The sequence below is a fragment of the Micromonospora sp. GCM10011541 genome (genome assembly GCF_042650725.1).
Lineage (GTDB): Bacteria > Actinomycetota > Actinomycetes > Mycobacteriales > Micromonosporaceae > Micromonospora > Micromonospora sicca.
In genome coordinates, this window is sequence record NZ_JBHSBP010000099.1 from 199754 (window position 1) to 216740 (window position 16987).

Here is a 16987-nt window from a genome sequence, read left to right on the forward strand (position 1 = left end):
CTCGGCCGGCATCGGGAGCGGGGAGGGACGGAACGCCCGTCCCTCCCCGCTGCCCCGTCAGGCCGGCCGTCGGCAGATCGCCGAGTTGCGCCAGGTGCGGATCAAAGCCAGCCGGGCACGACGAAGATGAGCCACGTGACGATGGGGATGATCACCACCATGCTGAAGCCCCAGCGCATAAGGCCCTGGTAGACGTACTCCCGCTGTTCGTCGGTCGCGTTGGCGACGGTGAGCGCACCGCTCGTCGAGTACGGGCTCGAGTCGACGATGGACGACGAGAGCGCCAGAGCGGTGATCAGTCCGACCGCCCCGACGGCGTTGCTGCCGGTCAGGAACGGTACGGCGAGCGGAATCAGGGCGCCGAGGATGCCGGTCGTCGAAGCGAACGCGGACACCGCACCGCCGATGAAGCAGATGACGAGCGCGGCCATCAACGGGGCACCGATGGTGGCGACCTCCTGACCGAGCCAGTCGATCGTGCCGATGCTCTGCATGACGCCGACGTACATGACGATGCCGCAGACGAGCAGCACGGTGGGCCAGGCGACGTGGTTGACGGCATTCTTGGCCGACTCCGGTGAGAGCAGGGTGAGGATCGCGGCCACGGTGACGGCGACCATGCCGACGTTGAGGTCGAAGAAGAGCGCGGCGACGGCGAGGCCCAACAGCCCGATCACCGTCATGATCCGGTCCCGGTCCAGCCTGAGCGACGCCTCCGCCTCGGCCGGCACGGTCGTGGTGGTGGTGGCGGCTCCCCCCGACGACCTGGTCGCCTGGGCGGGCACGGGCGAAGGGGCCGACCCCGCGGCGACCGCGACGGCGCCGCCGGCCGGACGGGCGCCGGCGGCGTCTTCGTCGGCGAGGCTGACGCCGGAGTCCGAGGCTCCCTCCGCGGCGGGGTCGGCGGCCGGCTCCGCGCGCCGGTCCCTCGTCGTACCGGTGCGGGTGGCGCTGACCAGGTCCGCTTCGTCGATGGTGCCGGTGCCGGTGTCGAGGGCCCGGCGGGTGAGCAGTTCGCGGCCGCCCCACATGAAGTACGCGGCGAGGCTGATGGCGAGGTTGACGAGGAACGAGGCCAGGAAGAGCAGGGTCGGGTTGCCCGGCAGCCCCGCCTTCTCGACCACACCGTTGGTGATGCTGCCGAAGATGCTGATCGGCGAGAAGCCGCCGGCACTGGCCCCGTTGATGATCAGCAGGCCCATCATGAGCGGGTTGATCTTGTACCGCCTCGCGAAGCCCAAGCCGATCGGGGCGATGATCGCCACCGCCGCCGGGACCACGGCCCCGATCGCGGTGAGGCAGGCGGTCACCAGGAACATGATCCACGGGATCAGCCCGACCCGGCCCCCGACCAGTCGGACCGCGGTCTGGATGAGCCAGTCGACCGTGCCGTTGGCCTTCGCGATGGCGAACAGGTACGTGACGCCGACGAGGATGACGAACAGATCGCCAGGGAAACCGGCGAAGACGGCATCGGTCTTCTCGCCGAGGTCCTCCCCGTCGAGGACCGAGATGCCGACGATGAAGGCGGCGACGATCGCGAGCGCGCCGAGGTTCACCGGTCGGATCGTGGCTATCACGAAGATGAGGGCTAGGACGAGGATCGAGACGAGCTCTACCGACATGGGAGCCTCCCGGGTGAGGGGTCGGAGGTCAGCGGGATGGTGGGGCAGGAGCCGTGCCAGCCGGCAACTCGGTCTACTTCGGACGGTGCGCCGTCTGCCTCCCTCGGACTCGAGCTGGCAGATGTCCGTCCCGCTCGGACGGGCGGAGAAGACATCTGGACGGACGCGTACCGGTGGCGGGAACCGGAGGGCTGCACCCGCCGCGGCACGGACCGCATAACACGGACCTGTTTCCGCAATGCGAAAATCAAATTTCGTTCTCGGGAGTATGTGCTATGTCACATCGACCGTCAAGACCACCGACCGGCCGGCCCGTGCGCCGTCCAGCCGGGACAGACCGCGGCGGCCCGCCGGACGGTCGGATGCTTGCGCTCTCCCGGCCGTTCGTTGATACGGTCTCCGTTATGCGGTAGACAACTTCCGCATGGCGGACTTTGTTACCTGAGAGGCAGCCTCGGTATGACCCCCACCGGCCGTCACTTCCTCCAGATCCCGGGCCCCACCAACACGCCGGACCGGGTGCTACGCGCCATGGCCGCGTCCACCATCGACCACCGCGGCCCCCAGTTCGCCGAGCTCGCACTGGAGGTGCTCGAGGCCGTCAAGCCGGTCTTCGGCACCACGCAGCCCGTCGTCATCTATCCGGCGTCGGGCACCGGCGCCTGGGAGGCTGCCCTGGTCAACACCCTCAGTCCCGGGGAGCGCGTGGTGTGCTTCGAGACGGGCCACTTCGCGACGTTGTGGCGGGAGATGGCGCGCAGACTCGACCTCGAGGTCGACCTCGTGCCCGGCGACTGGCGGCACGGCGTCGACCCGCAGACGGTCGCCGACAAGCTGCGCGACGACACCGGCCAGCGCATCAAGGCCGTCCTGGTCGTACACAACGAGACCTCGACCGGCGTGACGAGCCGGGTCGCCGAGGTGCGGAAGGCGATCGACTCGACCGGCCACCCGGCACTGCTGCTCGTCGACACCATCTCGTCGCTGGGATCCATCGAGTACCAGCACGACGCGTGGGGCGTCGACGTCACGGTGGCCGGCTCCCAGAAGGGGCTGATGCTGCCGCCCGGGCTCAGCTTCAACGCGGTCAGCCAGAAGGCACTGGACGCGTCGAAGAGCGCGCGGCTGCACCGGTCGTTCTGGGACTGGCAGCCGGTCATCGAGGCCAACAAGCGCGGCTTCTTCCCCTACACCCCGGCCACCAACCTGCTCTACGGGCTGCGGGAGGCGCTGCGCATGCTCGACGAGGAAGGCCTGGCCAACGTGTACGCCCGCCACCAGCGGCACGCCGAGGCGACCCGACTGGCGGTCCGCGGCTGGGGCCTCGAGGTGCTCTGCGCGGACGAGCGCGAGCATTCGGGATCGCTGACCGGCGTCATCGTCCCCGACGGGTACGACGCCGACAAGATCCGTGCCGTCATCCTGGACCGGTACAACATGTCGCTGGGCGCCGGTCTCGGCAAGCTCGCCGGACGGATCTTCCGGATCGGCCATCTGGGTGACTTCAACGACCTGATGCTCGCGGGCACCCTCGCCGGTGTCCAGCTGGGCCTCGTCGCCGCCGGGGTTCCGATCGACACCACCGGGATCAACGCGGCCCTCGACCGCCTGCAACGCCCCTGAGCCGCCCCGAATCTCGCCCTCGCCCGGTCCACAGAGGAGGCCAGTAACCGTGACCATCAGTGACGATCGCGTCGACCGGGACGTCGAGGAGCTCGGCCGGGACCTTGCCCGGGACCTCGAGCACGCCCTCGACGGCGAGACCGGCTTCGACGCGTACACCCGCCACCTGTTCTCCCGGGACGCGAGCATGTACGCCATCCAACCGATCGGCGTGGTGTTCCCGCGGCACGCGGACGATGTCGCGGCCGCCGTCTCACTGGCCGGGAGGTACGGCGTACCGGTGGTCCCACGCGGCGGTGGCACGAGCCTCGCCGGGCAGACGATCGGCCCCGGCCTGGTGCTCGACCTGTCCCGGCACATGCACCGCATCCTGGACATCGACGCGAACGCCCGGGTGGCGCGGGTGCAACCCGGAGTCGTGCAGGACCAGCTCAACCGCGCGGCCGCCGCGCACGGCCTGATGTTCGGGCCGGACACGTCCACCAGCAACCGCGCCACCATCGGTGGGATGCTCGGCAACAACTCCGCCGGGAGCGGGTCCGTCCGCTACGGGATGACGATCGATCACATCCGCGAACTCGACGTCGTGCTCGCCGACGCCTCCCGGGCCCGCTTCGCCCCGCTGGATCCGGCGGAGCGGGCCCGTCGCGCCGCCCTGCGGACGCTGGAGGGGAGCCTCTACCGGCAGTTGCCGCACCTGCTGGAGACGTATGCGGGCGCCATCTCGAAGGACTTTCCGGCGTACTGGCGACGGGCCTGCGGCTACCGCCTGGACCGGCTCGCCGGCGACCCGTCGTTCAACCTCGCCCCGTTCGTCGTCGGGTCGGAGGGAACCCTCGTGATCGCGACCGAGGCCCTCGTGGACCTCGTGCCCAAGCCACGCCGGACGGTGATCGCGGTCGGCCATTTCACGTCGGTCCTCGGCGCCATCGAGGCGACCGAGGACGCCCTGGCCTGCGACCCGGCGGCGGTCGAGATGATGGACCGCACCATCCTCGACCTGTCCCGACAGAAGATCGAGTACGCCGACCTCGGGCGGACCCTCGAAGGCGACCCCGAGGCGCTGCTCTTCGTCTCCTTCAGCGGGGACGACGAGCGCCAACTCGTCGGTCAGCTCGATCGCCTGGCCGCGCTGTGGAGCAGGCACGGCCACGGGTATCACACGCTGCGCGCCGAGACGGCCCAGCAGCAGGCCCCGTTGCTCAAGGTGCGCAAGTCCAGCCTCGGCCTGCTGATGGCCGCCGGCAGCGGGACCCGGCGTCCGCTCGCGTTCGTCGAGGACACCGCGGTCGACCCGAAGCACCTCGCCGACTACACCAGACGCTTCCGCGAGGTGCTCGACCGACACGGCCTCCAAGCCGGCTTCTACGGGCACTGCTCGGTCGGTTGCCTGCACATCCGGCCCTTCGTGGACGTCAGCAGACCCGAGCAGGTCCGCGCGATGCGCGCGGTCGCAGAAGAGATCAAGGATCTTGTCCGGGAGTACGGCGGGGTCAACTCCAGCGAGCACGGCGACGGCCTGGCCCGCAGCGAGTTCAACCGGGAGATCTTCGGCGAAGAGCTGTACGAGGCGATGCGCACCGTCAAGGGCATCTTCGACCCGGAGAATCTCATGAACCCGGGCAAGATCGTCGACGCCCCGTCGATGACCGAGAACCTGCGTGACGCCGCGCTCCCCCCGGCGCCGCCGATCAGGACGCGGTTGACCTTCGACGTTGTCGGGGGCATGCGGGGGGCCGCGGACCGGTGCATGAACATCGGGCTGTGCCGCAAGAGCGAGACCGGTGCCATGTGTCCGTCGTACATGGCGACCCGGCAGGAGGAGCATGCCACCCGGGGACGGGCGAACGCACTGGTCAAGGCGCTCTCCGAGCCGGACCCCGCGACGGCGCTCGGTGACGAGCGGCTGCACGAGATCCTCGACCTGTGCCTGATGTGCAAGGCGTGCAAGAGCGAGTGTCCGCTCGGGGTGGACATGGCATCGCTCAAGGCCGAGGCCCTCGCACAGCACCACGACGTCCACGGCGTACCGCTGCGCTCGCGGCTCTTCGGCGCCATCCGGCTGCTCAACCGCCTTGGCTCGGCCGTGGCGCCGCTGTCCAACCTGCCCGGCCGTGTCCGGCCGCTGCGCGGGCTGATGGACCGAGCCGCCGGCATCACGCCGAACCGTCCGCTGCCCGCCTTCCAACGGCGCAACCTCGTCCGCTGGTTCCGCCGCCACGCCCGCTCGGTGGACGGGACGGCACCGCTGGGCGAGGTGACCCTGCTCGCCGACTCCTTCACCACCTTCACGGAGCCGGGAATCGGTCGGGCAGCGGTGGAGCTGCTGGAAGCCGCCGGCTGGACAGTCCGGCTGGAGAGCGGGGGATGTTGCGGTCGCGCCAGCTTCTCCAAGGGCCTGCTCGACGACGCCAGAAGGAAGGCAGGGTCGCTGGCCAGAAGGTTGGCCCGCTCGTCGACGCCCGGATCTCCGATCGTCGGGTGCGAGCCCTCGTGCATCCTGACCCTGCGCGACGAACACCGGCAACTGCTTCCCGACGACCCTGACGTGCGGGATGTCTCCGGCCGGGTGCGTCAGGTCGAGGAACTGCTGGTCGAGGCCATCGACTCCGGCCGGCTGCGGCTCGCCGAGTCGGGGCTGTCCGGCCGACGCATCCTCTACCACGGGCACTGCCATCAGAAGGCCGAGGTCGGTACGGCCGCCACCGTGGCGTTGCTGCGCCGCATCCCCGGCGTCGAGGTGGTCGAGCTGGACGCCGGATGCTGCGGGATGGCGGGTTCGTTCGGGTTCGAGTCCGAGCACTACGAGCTGTCGATGGCGGTGGGAAACGACCGCCTCTTTCCGGCCGTCCGGGCGGAGCCGGCCGACACCGTGGTGGCTGCCACCGGCGTGTCCTGCCGTCAGCAGATCCGGCACGGCACGCAGCGGGTCGCCCGGCATCCACTCGAGCTGGTCCGCCAGTCGTTGGCCGCGAGCTGACCATCGGCAGCCGCTGACGCAGGTGCCGGCCGATGACCGGAGGGTGGGCGCAACGGCGCGTTCCCGGTGCGGCCCCGGCGGCGCTGCTGTCGCAGCCCCGCCGGGATTCAGCTGCTGCTCATGCTTACTTCTCGGAGGAAACCTGGTACGCCGGAAGGGTGAGGAAGTCGGCGTAGTCGTCGGCCAGGGCGACCTCGAGGACCAGCTTCCGGGCCTGGGCGAACCGCTCCTCGTCGAACTGCTCCTTCCCCAGGGCGTCGCAGATCTTGGCCAGCTCCTCGTCGAGAATCCGCTCGACCAGCTCGCCCGTGACGGTCGTACCGGTGTCGAGCTCGACGTCGTTGTGCACCCACTGCCAGATCTGCGACCGGGCGATCTCGGCGGTCGCCGCGTCCTCCATCAAATTGTTGATGGCCACCGCACCGTTGCCGGCCAACCACGAGGCGAGGTACTGCACCGCGACGCTGATGTTGTTGCGCAGCCCGGCCTCGGTGACCGCGCCGGGGGTGCTTCGCACGTCGAGCAACTGGTCCGCGGTGACCGAGACCTCCTCGCGCAGCCGGTCGAGCTGATTCGGCCGGCCACCGAGCACCCGGTCGAAGACCTCCTGGCAGATGGGCACCAGGTCGGGGTGCGCGACCCACGAACCGTCGAAGCCGTCCCCGGCCTCCCGCTCCTTGTCCTCGCGGACCTTCGCCAGCGCCAGCTGGTTGACCTGCGGATCACGTCGGCTGGGGATGAAGGCCGCCATCCCGCCGATCGCGAACGCCCCGCGCTTGTGGCAGGTGCGCACCAGCAGCTCGGTGTAGGCGCGCATGAAGGGGGCCGTCATCGTCACCGAGTTCCGGTCCGGCAGCACGAAGTCGGCGCCGGAGTCGCGGAAGTACTTGATGATGCTGAACAGGTAGTCCCACCGGCCGGCGTTGAGGCCCGACGCGTGCTCCCGCAGCTCGTAGAGGATCTCCTCCATCTCGAACGCCGCCGGCATCGTCTCGATCAGCACGGTCGCGCGGATCGTGCCATGGGCGATGCCGAGCCGCTGCTGCGCGAACGTGAACACCTCGTTCCACAGCCGCGCCTCGAGGTGGCTCTCCATCTTCGGCAGGTAGAAGTACGGGCCACTGCCCCGGCGCAGGAGTTCCTCGGCGTTGTGGAAGAAGTACAGGCCGAAGTCGACCAGGGCGCCCACGACCGGCCGGCCGTCGACGAGCAGATGGCTCTCGTCGAAGTGCCAGCCGCGCGGTCGCACCACGATCGTCGCGAGTCGCCCGTCCTCGCGCAGCGCGTACTCCCGGCCGTCCGGGGAGGCGAAGGAGATCGCCCGGCGCACCGCGTCGTACAGGTTGATCTGCCCGCCCACGACGTTGCCCCAGTGGGGCGTGTTCGCGTCCTCGAGATCGGCGAGCCAGACCCGGGCGCCGGAGTTGAGAGCGTTGATCGTCATCTTGCGGTCGGTCGGTCCGGTGATCTCCACCCGGCGGTCCCGCAGGTCGTCAGGGGCTGGAGCGACGGTCCACGCGGTCTCCCGCACCTCCCGTGTCTCGGGCAGGAAGTCGAACCGGTGGCTGCGGGCGACGGCGTCCCGGCGCTGGCGGCGCAGGTCGAGCAACTCGTCGCGGCGGGCGCCGAACAGCTCCTGCAGCTCGGCGACGAAGGCCAGCGCCTCGGGGGTGAGAATCTCGTCGCCGCGCGCCACCGGGCCGCCGGTCACGTCGATCTCGGGCATCCGGATCACCTTCTCCTGTCTCCCGCGGCCGATCTGGCCGAAGTCTTCGGCGCGGCACGAGCCGACCCCGCCGGGCGCCGATCCGCGCCCTTCATCATTGTGGATAATAATTTCCGCTTTACGGAAGTCAAGGGGAGGGTCGCGCGGAGGACCCCGGTCACGCCGGATAGACTTCTGCGATGCGGAAACAGCGCCGCGTGGCCGGTGACCCTCCCAGGCGCATCCGGGCGAAGGAGGATCTGAGTGACCGAGTCGAACCTGGACCTGGCTGCCGACGGCCCGCAGCCGAGAGGTCGGGTGCCCGGTGGCGTCCAGTCGCTGGAAAGAGCCTTCGAGCTGCTCGAAATCATGGCGGACGCCGGAGGCGTGATCGGACTGTCCCGGCTCGCCCAGGAGTCCGGGCTCGCGCTGCCCACCATTCACCGGCTGATCCGTACCCTGGTCGACCTCGGCTACGTCCGCCAGGAGCCGTCCCGGCAGTACTCCCTGGGGCCCCGCCTCATCCGGCTCGGCGACAGCGCGAGCCACCTGCTGGGCACCTGGTCCCGGCCGTACCTGTCCCGACTCGTCGACGCCCTCGGCGAGAGCGCGAACCTCGCGATGCTGGACGGTGATCGCGTCGTGTACGTGGCGCAGGTCCAGTCCAGGCAGTCGATGCGGATGTTCACCGAGGTCGGACGGCGCGTCTACCCGCACTGCACAGCCGTGGGCAAGGCCCTGCTCGCCCACCTGCCGCCGATCGACGTGCATACGCTCCTCGAGCGCACCGGCATGCCGGCCCAGACCGAGCACACCATCACCGAACCACGCCGGTTCGCCGAGGAGATCGACCGGGTACGGGCCCAGGGCTACGCCATGGACGACGGCGAGCAGGAGATCGGCGTGCGCTGTGTCGCCGTACCGGTGCTCGGCATCGCGAACCGGCTGGCCGTCTCGGTCTCCGGGCCGGCGCCACGCATGACGCCCGACGTGGTCGAGCGGGCCGTACCGCTGCTGCGTCAGGCCGCCGAGGACCTGGCCGACGAACTCAGCGTTCCCCGTTCCGCGGGACCGGATCGCATCGCCGGCTGACGCCCGGCCCGGTCGTCAGAGCAGGGCTGTCGCCGCGGCGTGCGCGCGGGCCCGCTCGACGTACCCCGCGGCGTCGCGCACGATGCCCACGCGTTCCGCCTCGGAAAGGTGACGCCGCACCCGCGCGGGCAGACCCGCGACCAGCGAGCCGGGCGGGACCACCGCGCCCTCCAGCACCACCGCACCTGCGGCGACCAGCGAGCCGGAGCCGATCCGGGCGCCGTTGAGGACGACGGCTCCCATGCCGATCAGGACGTCGTCCTCGATGGTGCAGCCGTGCAGCACGGCGCGGTGCCCGACGGAGACCCCCGAACCCACCACTGTCGGAAAGTCCGGGTCGGCGTGCACGACGCAACCGTCCTGGATGTTGCTGCCGGCGCCGATGCTGATGTCCTCGGTGTCGGCGCGCAGCACGCAGCCGTACCAGACGCTGGCACCGGCCGCCAGCCGGACGGAGCCGACGATGGTGCAGCCCGGCGCCGCCCAGGCCTCGGGATGGATGTTCGGCGTGCGGTCACCGAAGTGGACGACCAGCGCTTGAGTGCTCACGATCGGGGCGCCTCCAGTCCAAGGGCAGTGTCGGAGCGGGACCGGCCGAGCCGTTCCAGCCAGGCCTCCGCCTCGGCCGAGCGGCCGCCGAGCGAGTGGCCGAGTTCGAGGACGAAGGTGTGCTGCCCATGGTCGGTGAGCATCTCGAGGACCTCCTGCGGGTCCCCGCGCTCCAGGGTCGCCAGGATCGCGCGGTGCCGTTCGACGATTCCCCACAGCCCCTCGCCGGCCACCCTGGCCCGCTGGTTCATGCCCATGCAGAGCCGCATCTGCAGAGACAGGGAGCGGTAGGAGTCCTCGAGCCGGCGGTGGCCGGCCAACCCCACCACGGCCAGATGGAAGTCGAACGCGCGATCCGTGACCGTCGCGGCGTCGCCGGCCCGGGCGGCGTCCTCCAGGTCACGTAGCGCCGCCCGGCAGCGCTCGAGACGATCCGGCGATCGCACGGGTACGCCGAGCTCGACCGCCATCCGCTCAAGCTGATCGCGGAGCGTGAAGATCTCGTACACGTCGTGCAGGTTGATCGGGACGACGATCACCCCGCGCCGGGGCTGCTGGACGAGCAGGCCCTCCTGCTCCAGCACGCGCAACGCCTCGCGCAACGGCGGCCGGGACACACCGAGCTGGTGAGTGAGCTGGTTCTCCACCACGCGGTCACCCGGCTGCAACTCGCCGGTGAGGATCATCTTCCGCACGGCGTCCGCGGCGAGCCGCGCCATGCTCGGCGGAGGCGCGATCCGGCGGGCCGCCTCGTCGGGCCTCGTCACCGTCGTCCTCTCCGCCATCGGAACTCCTCGCCACGGGCCTTGTCTTCTGTAGACAACGGTGGACTCTACCGGTAGCTTTCCCATCCGAACACCCTGTGCTCTCCCGTGCGGCACGGGTTGTCCCGCGATCACGTACCGGCGCCGATCACCCGGAGGCAGGTCGATGACCAACGAACGCACGCCGCCCCTGACCGGAGTGACCGTGTTGGAGATCGGGGCGTTCATGGCGGCGCCGTTCGCCGCCCTGCAACTCGCCGACCTCGGGGCGAAGGTCATCAAGGTCGAGCACTCGACCGGCGGTGACCCCGTACGCCAGACCGGTCCGTTCCTCGGGACGGAGAGCTCGCCGTTCGTGCGCATCAACCGCAACAAGCGCTCGGTCGCCCTGGACCTCAAGTCGCCGGACGCGCGGTCGGCGTTCCTCCGACTGGTCGAGCGGGCCGACGTCCTCGTCGAGAACCTCCGCCCCGGCGCCATGCGCCGTCTCGGTCTCGGTTACCAGGACCTGCGGGAGATCAACCCCCGTCTGGTGTACGCCTCCGGCTCCGGCTGGGGGCAGGACGGGCCGCTCGCGAATCTGCCGGGGTTGGACATCATGGCGCAGGCGCGTAGCGGGCTGATGAGCATCACCGGCCACCCCGGCGGTCCACCGGCGAAGGTGGGCGTGCCGATCTGCGACCTGGTCTGCGGCCTCTACCTGGCGCTCGCGGTCACCGCCGCGCTCAGGGAACGGGACCGCTCCGGAACGGGGCAGCACATCGACGTTTCGCTGTTCGAGGCCGGGGTGTCCTTCGCCGTCTGGGAGGCGGGAAAGTACTTCGCAACCGGCGAGGTGGGTGGCCCGATGGGCTCGGCGCACCAGAGCAACGCTCCGTACCAGGCGGTGCACAGCAGCGACGGCTACGTGACGATCGGCGCCACCACCCCCCGCAACTGGCAGGCGTTCTGTGGCGCCCTCGGGCTGACCCGGCTGCTCGCGGACCCGCGCTACGCGGACGCGTTCTCCCGGCTGGAGAACCGCGCGGAGCTGATCAAGAGCATCGAAACCGTGACGAGCACGATGAGCACGGCGGAGATCATCGAGCGGCTCAACAAGGCCGGCGTGCCGTGCGCCCCGATCGCCGACTACGGCGAGGTCTTCACCGACGAGCATCTCGCGGCCCGCGGCTTCTTCTGGGACGCCCCGCACCCGACCCTGGGGTCGGTGCGCCAACTCGGCTCGCCGATGCGCATGTCCGAGACCCCGGTTCAGCGCGCGGGCGCGGGTCCCGTCCTCGGCGCCGACACCCGGGAGGTGCTGCTCGCCGCCGGTTGCAGCGCGGCGGAGATCGATCACCTCGTCGCCGCCGGCGCCGCCCTGGCCGACGACGTCGGCGGCGCCACGACCACGAGCTCCGCCACGACAACGACGACCAGGAGGTAGGCAATGCCCTCGTCGCCCGATTCCCGCTCCGAGGTCCTGGTCGAAAAGCAGGGCCCGGCCCTCGCCGTGACCTTCAACCGACCCCGGCAGCGCAACGCGATGACGTGGGCGATGTACGACGGCCTGTACCAGGCGTGTGAACGGGCCGACGCGGACGACGACGTGCGGGTGCTCGTGCTGCGCGGGGCGGGCGAGGACGCCTTCGTCGCCGGCACCGACATCAGACAGTTCGCGGACTTCACCGGCGGCGCCGACGGGGTCGAATACGAGCGGAAGATCACGCGGGTGCTGGACCGGCTGGAGGACGTCAACGTGCCGACGGTCGCGGCCATCCGTGGCTACTGCGTCGGCGCGGGCCTGGCGATCGCCGCCGTGTGCGACCTCCGACTTGCCACCCCCGACGCGCGGTTCGGGATCCCCATCGCCAGGACTCTGGGAAACTGCCTGTCGATGCCCACCTATGCGCTGCTGCTGCACCACCTCGGGCCGGCCCGCACCCTGGATCTGCTGCTCAACGCGAAGTTCTACTCCGGTCGGGAGGCGCACGCGGCAGGGTTCGTGGCCGAGTCCACGGAGGATCTCGACAAGGCCGTCCAGCAGACCGTCGACCGCCTGGCCGGGCATGCCCCGCTGACCATGTGGGCGACGAAGGAGGCGATCCGACGGCTACGCCGGGGCCGCACCGACGGCGACGACATCGTCTCCCGGGTCTACGGCAGCGACGACTTCCGAACCGCCGTCCGGGCCTTCACGGCCAAGCAGCCGACGACATGGACCGGACGGTGACCACGATGCGACGAGGGAGCGGAGAAGTGCTGCTGCCGGCCTTGTCCGGGGCGTTCGGTGACGACGCGGACGCGATCCGGGTCGGGGACCAGCGGGCGTCCCGGGAAGCGGTGCTGTCCGCCGCCACCGCCCTCGCCGACCGCATCGCCGGCAGCGACGCGGTGGCGATCTGGGCGACCGCCAGCATGGAGACCGTGGTGGCGGTCGTGGCCGGCCTGCTCGCCGGGGTGCCCGTCGTACCGGTGCCACCGGACTCCGGCCCCACTGAACGGGACTACGTGCTGCGCGACTCGGCCGCCTCGCTGCTGCTCGTCCCCCCGGCCAGCTACGGCACCGCGCCGCTGGCAGGTACGCGAGTTCCCGTCGCCGCTGTCGACCTGACCGGACGCTCGGCCACCAGCTATCCCGAACCCGCGCCGCAGAGCACCGCGCTGATCCTCTACACCTCCGGCACCACCGGAGCGCCGAAGGGAGCCCTCATCCCGCGGCAGGCGATCGCCGCCGACCTGGACGCGCTCGCGGACGCATGGACGTGGAGCCCCGACGACCTGTTGGTGCACGGTCTCCCCCTGTTCCACGTGCACGGCCTCGTGCTCGGTGTACTGGGAGCACTCCGGGTCGGGTCCCGGCTGGCCCACACCGCCCGGCCCAGGCCGGACGCCTACGCCGCCGCCGCCGGAACCCTGTACTTCGGCGTGCCGACCGTGTGGTCAAGGGTCTGCGCCGAGCCGTCCGCCGCCCGAGCCCTGTCGTCGGCCCGGCTGCTGGTCTCCGGCAGCGCACCGCTGCCGCTGCCCGTCTTCGAGCAGCTCGCCGAGCTCACCGGACAGCCGCCCGTCGAGCGCTATGGGATGACCGAAACGCTGATCACCGTCAGCAGTCGCGCGGACGGAGAACGCCGGCCCGGGTTCGTCGGCACGCGACTCGCCGGGGTGGAGAGCAGGCTGGTCGGCGAGGACGGCACCCCGGTCGCGCCCGACGGTGAGACCCCGGGCGAACTCCAGATACGTGGACCGATGATGTTCAGCGGGTACCTCAACCGGCCGAAGGCCAACCGGGATTCGTTCACTTCCGACGGCTGGTTCCGTACCGGGGACATCGCCACGATCGACCCCGACGGGTGGCACCGGATCATCGGCCGCGCCTCCATCGACATGATCAAGAGTGGCGGGTACCGGATCGGCGCGGGCGAGGTGGAGAATGCCCTGCTCGCCCACCCCGCGGTCCGGGAGGCCGCGGTGATCGGCGCGCCCCACCCCGACCTCGGGCAACAGGTGGTCGCCTACGTGGTCGCCGACGCGGTGACCGAGGCGCAGCTCATCGAGTTCGTGGCCGGTCGGATCTCCGCGCACAAACGCCCACGGCAGGTCCATCTGGTCGAGCAACTACCTCGCAATGCGATGGGCAAGGTGCAGAAGAAGCTGCTCGCCGGCGGGTGAAAGCTCGCCTGCGACGTCCCGGTTCGGGCCGCACGTCACACCCATCCGCCGGCGCGGCCGGTCATGACGGCACGGTCACGGAGATGTGTGCCCACGTCTGGGTGAACCAGAGCTCGTCGTCCACGGTCAGCGGGCGCATGCCGGTCGGAGCGTGGCCGGAGAGTTCTTCGGACAGCTCCTCCTCGATCTGACGAGCGACATCGCCACCTGTACCGGCCTGCTCGAGCCAGGGACGAAGCGGACGCTCGACGTCGAAGACGTCGGACGTCTCGACCGCCGCCCCGGCCGACGTGAGCAGCCGGAGGATGGCCTCGGCACCGAGCATCGCTCCGTGGGACGGGTCGCGCAGCCGCTCCACCCGGTCGGGGTCGCCGGGCAGCTCCGGCTTGATCACCATGTCGGCAACCACCACCCGCCCGCCGGCGCGGCACACCCGTACCATCTCGGCCGCGACCTTGTCCGGCTCGGCCACGTGGTGCAGCGAGAACCTGGAGATCACCAGCGAGAACGAACCGTCGAGGAAGGGCAGTCGCGCCGCGTCGCCCCGCTGGAACACCACGTTGGACACGCCTTCGGCGTCGGCCCGCATCTTGCCCGTCTCCAGCATTTCGGGAGTGGCGTCAAGCGCGGTCACGTGCCGGGTGCGCACGGCGAGCGCGCGGGCGACCAGTCCGGTGCCGCAGGCGACGTCCAGGCAGACGTCCTCGGGGTCCGGCCTCGCGAAGTCGACGAGGCGCTGGAGATGCCGGGTGAAGGCGCCGTTGAGGCGGGCGTCCTCGAAGCTGCCGGCCTGCCGGGCGAACTCCCGCAGGATCAGGTCATGGCGTACCACGTCATTGTCTCTGGACCGCATCGCAGACGCTTCCTTAACAGCCGGAACGAGACCGGAGACGTAAATGGTAGAACGTTCACCAGGTCCAGGCCCGGTGCCTCGGCGTCAACGCGATGGGGCAGAAGGCCGGATCAGCTGGTGACGGCGGTCCGGTCGATGAGCGGGCCCAGCGTGACGGACTCGTCCACGCCACGGCCGACGACCAAATCGCGGGAGCGCTCCGCGAGCCGGCCCGCGAAGGACCGCGCCATGGCTTCGTGGACGTAGAACCGGTTGGCGGCCGTGCACGCCTCACCGTTGTGGCGCAGCTTAGCCTCCATCGGCTCGTCCATCGCGTGGTCGTGGTCCTCGAACGACGGACAACGAGCGTGGTCGGGCGGCACCCCGGTGCCGCCCGACGGCTTGTTCTAGTTGCTGCCCTCGTCGTGCGGGACGGTGACGGTGACCGTGCAGCCGACCGGTCGCCCGATCTCGTCGTGGCCGGCGTACGTCAGGTTGTACACCCGGTCCCCGCCGTCTCCGGCCCGTTCCGCCCGTAGCATGCCGCTGGTGTCCGGCGTGTCGGTGGTAAAGCCGCTGGCGTCCGCGGCGTCACCGCCGGTCACGCCGGTCAGGGTGAACGCCCTCGGGCCGAGCACACCGTCGCGAAGGTCCACCGTCACGGTGACGTCGACCAGTTCGTGGTTCGGCGGCCAGAGGACCGGTCGGTCCACCGCACAGTCCAGCTGCCGCACCGGCACCGGGTTGGCGAGGGCTGCGGTAGCGTGCCCGATGGTCGCGGTGAGTCGGCCGCCGGCCTCGTAGTACATGTGCGCGGTACGACCATCGAAGTAGAACGTCGGCGCGGCCGATCGTCCGAGGTCGGGCCCACCAGGCATCGAGTCGTGCACGATGCCGAGGTGGATCTCCTGGTCGAAGTCCGCTCCGACGTCCACCGCGTGCATGTTGCCGTCGGCGGCGTGGTAGATCACCAGGTTGCGGTCGTACCAGCGCAGGAAGAACGGCCCTGAGGCGTTCGGGCCTTCGATGCCCTGCGGGGTCACGATCGGTTCGGGTTGGATCGTCCAGGTCCGCGCGTCGTTGGAGACCGCCCAGCGGATCCGCCGGGACACCGGCCCGGTCGGGCCGGGCAGCGCCGCGGTGGGATTGTCCATGAAGAGCATCAGGTACCGGGTGCCCAGGCGCGGCACGGACTGCTCGAACACCCGGGCGTAGGAGGTTTCCCCGCCGGTCGTGTCGTCCCGGCTTACCGCAGTGCCGCCGTAGCTGAAGTGGATGCCGTCGTCGGAGGTGGCGTAGCGGGTGATGGAGTTCTCGCCGTGGAAATAGAGGAACAGCTTGCGCTCGCCCTCGATCCACACCGCGTGTGGTGAGGAGACGTGGCTGACCGTGGAGTAGTGCGGCAGCCAGGTGTTGCCGATCAGCGGGTTGGCGGCGTACTCGGTCCACGGGCCGTCGATCGAGTCGGAGTAGGCGAGGGCGATCCCGCCGGGACGCTCATGGGGGGCGTAGTACATGTAGTAGGTGCCCCGCGGGTTCGGGAAGTAGTCGGCGGCCCGGATGACACTCGGGAAGATGAACTCGTTGGTCGGGTTGTAGGCGAGCGCGCTCTTGTCGAACGCGGTACCGGCGTAGGTGAAATGTGGGAAGTCGAGTGCCGCCTCGGCGGTGGCGGGCGCGGCGCCGCCGACGGCGGCGGCGAGCAGGCCCACGCCGGCCGCGGCCAGGGCGGCCCGCCGGCGCGGTGAACCGGATGCTCTCGTCATGTCAGCCTTCCTGTCCTGTTCGATGGTGGGGGCGTTCCACGGTGGACGGTGCGGGACGGGCAGCCACGTAGGGTGACTGTCGGGGGAAGTGCGGTGCACCCGCCGTCGGTGCGAGGCGACCGATCGACGCTGCTAATACGTATTAGCATCGATACCTCTCGTATCTAGCCACCCACTGGACGGTCCTGTCAAGAGGCGTGGTGCCGGCGGTCGACCGACCGGCACAACGATGTCGCAGCTCACCGCCCCCGGCCCGCTAATGCGCATTAGTTCAGGGAGTTCATCTCGCCGAAATTTCGCTGACAGCTCTTGACACCACATCGTCGGGCGGCCAGGCTACCTGCCAACGCCGCTCGCTAATACGCATTAGCCCGACCGGAAGGGCCACGCCGTGACCTCG

General features: G+C 70.3%; 13 protein-coding genes. 6 read left to right on the forward strand and 7 right to left on the reverse strand.

Annotated elements, in window-relative coordinates; all coding sequences use genetic code 11:
• Positions 1 to 101 precede the first annotated feature (101 nt).
• Complete coding sequence (locus tag ACFOYX_RS33165; RefSeq protein WP_322438716.1) at positions 102 to 1625, reverse strand: SLC13 family permease; 1524 nt, start codon at positions 1623 to 1625, stop codon at positions 102 to 104.
• A gap of 459 nt (positions 1626 to 2084) precedes the next feature.
• Between ACFOYX_RS33165 and ACFOYX_RS33170 the strand changes: the two genes are divergently transcribed.
• Together ACFOYX_RS33170 and ACFOYX_RS33175 are read left to right on the forward strand one after the other, a co-directional pair.
• A complete protein-coding gene (locus tag ACFOYX_RS33170) occupies positions 2085 to 3248 on the forward strand; it encodes an aminotransferase class V-fold PLP-dependent enzyme (protein WP_322438717.1) in 1164 nt (387 codons plus the stop codon).
• 49 nt (positions 3249 to 3297) lie between these two features.
• Positions 3298 to 6228 (forward strand): FAD-linked oxidase C-terminal domain-containing protein, encoded by a 2931-nt coding sequence (locus tag ACFOYX_RS33175; RefSeq protein ID WP_322438718.1) that lies wholly within the window; start codon positions 3298 to 3300, stop codon positions 6226 to 6228.
• 124 nt (positions 6229 to 6352) lie between these two features.
• On the opposite strand, the gene aceB is transcribed toward ACFOYX_RS33175, so the two are convergent.
• Positions 6353 to 7954, reverse strand: coding sequence for a malate synthase A (aceB, locus tag ACFOYX_RS33180; RefSeq protein WP_322438719.1), 1602 nt, complete (start codon positions 7952 to 7954; stop codon positions 6353 to 6355).
• Positions 7955 to 8197: 243 nt separating this feature from the next.
• Between aceB and ACFOYX_RS33185 the strand changes: the two genes are divergently transcribed.
• On the forward strand, positions 8198 to 9025 hold the full coding sequence (locus ACFOYX_RS33185; protein ID WP_322438720.1) for an IclR family transcriptional regulator: 828 nt from the start codon (positions 8198 to 8200) through the stop codon (positions 9023 to 9025).
• Positions 9026 to 9040: 15 nt separating this feature from the next.
• Here the strand turns inward: ACFOYX_RS33185 and ACFOYX_RS33190 are convergent, their stop codons facing one another.
• Positions 9041 to 9574 (reverse strand): gamma carbonic anhydrase family protein, encoded by a 534-nt coding sequence (locus ACFOYX_RS33190; protein WP_200210420.1) that lies wholly within the window; start codon positions 9572 to 9574, stop codon positions 9041 to 9043.
• Complete coding sequence (locus ACFOYX_RS33195; protein ID WP_322438721.1) at positions 9571 to 10359, reverse strand: GntR family transcriptional regulator; 789 nt, start codon at positions 10357 to 10359, stop codon at positions 9571 to 9573. The genes ACFOYX_RS33190 and ACFOYX_RS33195 overlap by 4 nt, the downstream gene beginning before the upstream one ends.
• A 145-nt stretch (positions 10360 to 10504) precedes the next feature.
• Between ACFOYX_RS33195 and ACFOYX_RS33200 the strand changes: the two genes are divergently transcribed.
• Genes ACFOYX_RS33200 through ACFOYX_RS33210 form a run of 3 tightly spaced genes read left to right on the forward strand, consistent with a single transcriptional unit; the run spans position 10505 to position 13989 of the window.
• Positions 10505 to 11764: a CoA transferase gene (locus ACFOYX_RS33200; protein WP_322438722.1), complete on the forward strand. Its 1260-nt coding sequence runs from the start codon at positions 10505 to 10507 to the stop codon at positions 11762 to 11764.
• Between the two features lie 3 nt (positions 11765 to 11767).
• Entirely contained in the window at positions 11768 to 12550 is a 783-nt protein-coding gene (locus ACFOYX_RS33205) for an enoyl-CoA hydratase/isomerase family protein (protein ID WP_322438723.1), read from the forward strand.
• Positions 12535 to 13989, forward strand: coding sequence for an acyl-CoA synthetase (locus ACFOYX_RS33210; RefSeq protein WP_322438724.1), 1455 nt, complete (start codon positions 12535 to 12537; stop codon positions 13987 to 13989). Before ACFOYX_RS33205 ends, ACFOYX_RS33210 begins: the two co-directional genes overlap by 16 nt.
• Before the next feature lie 61 nt (positions 13990 to 14050).
• Here ACFOYX_RS33210 and ACFOYX_RS33215 read toward each other — a convergent pair whose 3' ends face one another.
• From ACFOYX_RS33215 to ACFOYX_RS33225, 3 genes are all read right to left on the reverse strand, one after another.
• Positions 14051 to 14842, reverse strand: a complete 792-nt coding sequence (locus ACFOYX_RS33215; protein WP_322438725.1) for a methyltransferase domain-containing protein — start codon at positions 14840 to 14842, stop codon at positions 14051 to 14053.
• Positions 14843 to 14952: 110 nt separating this feature from the next.
• Positions 14953 to 15204 (reverse strand): aldehyde dehydrogenase family protein, encoded by a 252-nt coding sequence (locus ACFOYX_RS33220; protein WP_322438726.1) that lies wholly within the window; start codon positions 15202 to 15204, stop codon positions 14953 to 14955.
• A 24-nt stretch (positions 15205 to 15228) separates the two neighbouring features.
• Positions 15229 to 16587 (reverse strand): hypothetical protein, encoded by a 1359-nt coding sequence (locus tag ACFOYX_RS33225; RefSeq protein WP_322438727.1) that lies wholly within the window; start codon positions 16585 to 16587, stop codon positions 15229 to 15231.
• Positions 16588 to 16987 lie beyond the last annotated feature (400 nt).